3 protein-coding genes are annotated in these 3552 nt (G+C 30.6%); all 3 read left to right on the top strand.

Annotation, left to right across the window (positions count from 1 at the left end; genetic code table 11):
- Positions 1 to 197: 197 nt before the first annotated feature.
- The 3 genes from BM384_RS16185 (at position 198) to BM384_RS16175 (ending at position 3389) form a co-directional block, all read left to right on the top strand.
- The gene (locus tag BM384_RS16185) at positions 198 to 1160 is read left to right on the top strand and encodes an alpha/beta fold hydrolase (RefSeq protein ID WP_090015172.1); all 963 of its coding nucleotides are present in this window, start codon (positions 198 to 200) and stop codon (positions 1158 to 1160) included.
- Positions 1161 to 1192: 32 nt separating this feature from the next.
- Complete coding sequence (locus BM384_RS16180; RefSeq protein WP_090015170.1) at positions 1193 to 2023, top strand: alpha/beta fold hydrolase; 831 nt, start codon at positions 1193 to 1195, stop codon at positions 2021 to 2023.
- A gap of 151 nt (positions 2024 to 2174) precedes the next feature.
- Positions 2175 to 3389, top strand: a complete 1215-nt coding sequence (locus BM384_RS16175; RefSeq protein ID WP_090015169.1) for an endonuclease — start codon at positions 2175 to 2177, stop codon at positions 3387 to 3389.
- The last annotated feature ends 163 nt before the right edge of the window (positions 3390 to 3552 follow it).

The raw sequence follows: 3552 nt of genomic DNA, 5'->3' as shown, positions 1-3552 counted from the left end.
TTTTATTACTATTTTTGAAGCAATAAAAGACGCCAAAAACTTTTACGCTTACTTTTATATGACAGAAAAAAGGTATTTTCTGAGCTAAAAAGTATGGCGAAAGCTACTTTTTAATCATATTTACATAAATTACTATTTGTTCCTCAAAAGTGCTATAATATAAAAGTATAGTATGATAACTTTTATGGGGGTAGATCATGGGGAGAAAACAAGTAATTAAAGAAAATAAGGTTTCAGAAATTCATAGTTTCAATTTAGGAGGATATAATCAAAAAGTATTAATAGAAGGTAAGTCTAAAGACCTTCCTATAGTAATAACCTTTCATGGGGGACCTGGTTCACCGTTGCCTTTTTCAGTTGGTGCTAGAGGTATGTTTCCTGAGTTTACTGAAAAATTTATAATGGTTTATTGGGATCAGCTAGGCTGTGGAATAAATAATTATCCTCTTGATAAAAACTTTACTATAGATAAGTTTGCTACAATGGCAATTGATTTGATTAATAATATTAAGAGCTTATTTCCGAGTAATAAGTTATATGTTTTTGCAACATCCTGGGGAAGTATATTAAGTGCCAAAGTTTTAGAGCGATGTCCTAACATTGTTAATGGTGTAGTTGTAAGTGGTCAGATTATAAAGGATATTATATTTAATGATGAAGTAATTAATGCTCTATCACAGACAAAGTTATCTAAGGATAAAATAGAGGCAATAAGAAAAATCAATACTGATAATTTTACATTTAAAGATTTAGAAATGATTTCTGATTATCTTCGTAAATATACTTATGCTTATACTAATAAAAAAGGAAAACAGATATCAATAGCTAAGCTAATTCTTGGATTAATGATGAGCCCAGATTATAAGTTCAAAGACTTTAAAGCTGTTATGAAAAATGGTTATACCAATAATACTTTCATTTGGAATGGAATTTTAAATGTAGATTTATCAAGGGTTTTAAAGGAAATTGAGATTCCATATATTATTCTTCAAGGAGATACAGATATTATAGCACCAACTTCATGGGTTAAGGAATTAGTTGATAGAAGCAGTAATTCTAACTTAAAGTGTTATGTTGTTGAAAATACAGGACATATACCAGGGCAAGAACTAGTAGATAGAATTATAAAGGAATTATTAAACTTGGCATATGTTAAATAGAATAGTATTTAACTTGCATGGAGGAATAAAACATGATTGAAAAAGTATATGAAACTCAAAAAGGCAATATACATTATTGGATTTCACATGAAATAAAGAAAGATGCAGTTTCTTTGATTTTTCTCCCAGGATTAACAGCTGACCATAGATTATTTGACAAGCAGATAGAGTATTTTGAAGGTAAGTATAATGTTTTTGTGTGGGATGCCCCAGGACATGCAGCTTCTTGGCCTTTTGAATTAAATTTTAAACTTGCTGATAAAGCAAAGTGGTTAAATGAAATTATTGATAAAGAGAAATTAAATAAAATCATAATTATTGGGCAGTCTATGGGAGGATATGTTGGACAAATGTATTCACATTTGTTTCCTTGTAATCTGCAAGGATTCGTTTCAATTGATTCTGCACCCTTGCAGAGGAAGTATGTAACTAGAATTGAACTTTGGTTATTAAAGAGGATGGAACCAGTATATAGATATTATCCATGGAAATCTCTACTTAAGTCAGGTTCTAATGGTGTTGCTGTATCTGAGTATGGTAGAAAACTAATGTTAGATATGATGATGGTGTATGATGGAAGTAAGGAGAGATATGCGAGGGTGTCAGGACATGGGTTTAAGATGTTGGCAGAGGCCATGGAAGCAAATTTACTTTATGAAATAAAATGTCCTGCACTTTTAATATGCGGTGAAAAAGATCATGCAGGTTCTTGTATTAGATATAATAAGGCATGGCATAAGGACACAGGAATATCCCTTAAATGGATAAAAAATGCTGGACATAATTCTAATACAGATGAACCTGATATTATTAATGCTCTCATAGAAAAAATTGCTATTAAAGTTAAGGAGAAAGTAGAGTAGTAATATATTAAAAAGTATGGTGTCAGTTGTTTTGTTTACGTATTAAAATTTATAAAATATTCATTCATATAGTCCTTCTAGAAGAAGTTGGTTATAGTTGTTGTTTTGGGGACATATTATAATATTGTAAAATAAATTCCAGGAGGCGAATATGGAAAAGAGAGAATTTAGAAGACAAAGTTTTATAATTTCTTTTATACTAATGCTTGTTATGGTATTTTCCTCTTTTACAAGTACAGCTTTTGCAGTTGATGGAGCTGGTACAAAAGAGAATCCATTTTCTGTAGAGCAGGCAGTAAAAAATCAAAAAAACTCTGTGAAATATGTTACAGGATATATTGTTGGACAACCTACAGCAGCTAATAAGGTTTTAAAAAAAGCTAATGGTGATACTGCAATTGCTATAGCAGATAATGCTTTGGAGACTAGTACTTCAAGAATGATTTATGTTCAACTTCCAGCAAAATATAGAGATAGTTTTGGATTAAAGACTAATCCAAAGCTTATAGGAAAGAAGATTACCGTTTCAGGAAATCTTACAGCTTATTTTTCACATGCTGGTATAAAAAATACAGAGTTTTTATCTGATGCTAGTAATACTGGAACAGATGATAATGGCGATAAGGACAAAGATGATGATAAAGATGATTCCGGAAATACTGAAACCACAACAGTATATGATGATAATTATTATAAAAATGCTATGAATAAAGATGGAGATATTTTAAAATATGCTCTTCATAATATAATAAAAGGTCATACAAAATTATCTTATTCACAAGTATGGGATGCTATAAAGGATACTGATGAAGATCCTAATAATTCTAATAATGTAATACTTCTTTACACTGGTCGTTCACAAGCTAAATCAGCTAAGGGTTCAGGAGTAAATGATTGGAATAGGGAACATGTATGGGCTAAGTCTCATGGAAACTTTGGAACAGCAGCAGGGCCAGGAACAGACCTTCATCATTTAAGAGCTACAGATGTATCAGTTAATAGCTGTAGAGGAAATCTTGATTTTGATAATGGTGGAAGTACTCACAGTGAAGCAACTCAATGTAGATATGATAGTGATTCATGGGAGCCAAGAGATGAAGTTAAGGGTGATATAGCAAGAATGTTATTTTATATGGCTGTAAGATATGAAGGAGACAATGGTGAAGTTGACTTAGAGCTTAATGATAAAGTTAATAATGGAACAGCTCCTTATATGGGAAGATTAAGTATTCTTCTTAAATGGAATGAACAAGATCCAGTTGATGAAACTGAAAGAAGAAGAAATGATATAATATTTAATAAGTATCAACATAATAGAAATCCATTTATAGATCATCCAGAATGGGCAAATGCTATCTGGGGATAATTAAAGATAATAGAGCAGGGTGCAATTTCAAATTGTGTCCTGTTTTTTTCGTTTATATAAAAGTATAATATTAGAGATGAGCATAATTGATCTTTAAAAAATTGAATATAGATTAGAGAATTAAAAATAGTAAAATTAGGATAACTACTAATAATATGACCTA

Origin of the sequence: Clostridium sp. DSM 8431 (genome assembly GCF_900116755.1) — a bacterium.
Classification (GTDB): domain Bacteria; phylum Bacillota; class Clostridia; order Clostridiales; family Clostridiaceae; genus Clostridium.
Note: the sequence above shows the minus strand (reverse complement) of the source record. Positions and strands in the feature narration are given on the sequence as shown.